This window comes from Paenibacillus sp. FSL A5-0031 (assembly GCF_001956295.1).
In the GTDB taxonomy this organism is placed as follows: Bacteria; Bacillota; Bacilli; order Paenibacillales; family Paenibacillaceae; genus Pristimantibacillus.
The window spans coordinates 1-339 of record NZ_MRTD01000075.1 but is presented as its reverse complement, the minus strand read 5'-3'; the positions used below and the strand labels follow the sequence as shown (position 1 = coordinate 339).

Here is a 339-nt window from a genome sequence, read left to right as displayed (position 1 = left end):
ACAATATGATGATTATTTTTGGCTGCGGTATTTGCAAGAGAATACGATTTTTGACACCGATAACATCAAGGCTCAAAAGGATTGGTTAATAGCCAGCCTAGAACGATTTATCCAATTGTCACCAGCAGGTGCTTTCAAGGGCAACGAAGGAGGATCACTATGAGAAATTTTTCAATTCATTGTATCTTGAATGCGAAATACGATCTTATATTTGCCGTAGAAGCTGCCAATGAGAGTGAAGCAAGACTTAGAGCTGAAGAGGAATTAAGAAACGACGGGCTACTGGATAAAGTTGATCAAAACTTTGAAATTAACTAAGGAGAGGATATGTAAAGACCA

At 38.1% G+C, this 339-nt stretch carries 1 protein-coding gene; it reads left to right on the top strand.

What is annotated here, in order from left to right:
- The first annotated feature begins 159 nt into the window (after window positions 1-159).
- Window positions 160-318, top strand: coding sequence for a hypothetical protein (locus BK120_RS35705; protein WP_179089963.1), 159 nt, complete (start codon window positions 160-162; stop codon window positions 316-318).
- Window positions 319-339 lie beyond the last annotated feature (21 nt).

Coding starts and splice junctions, on each gene's coding strand:
- BK120_RS35705 (WP_179089963.1), top strand. CDS start 160: ATGAGAAATTTTTCAATTCATTGTATCTTGAATGCGAAATACGATCTT.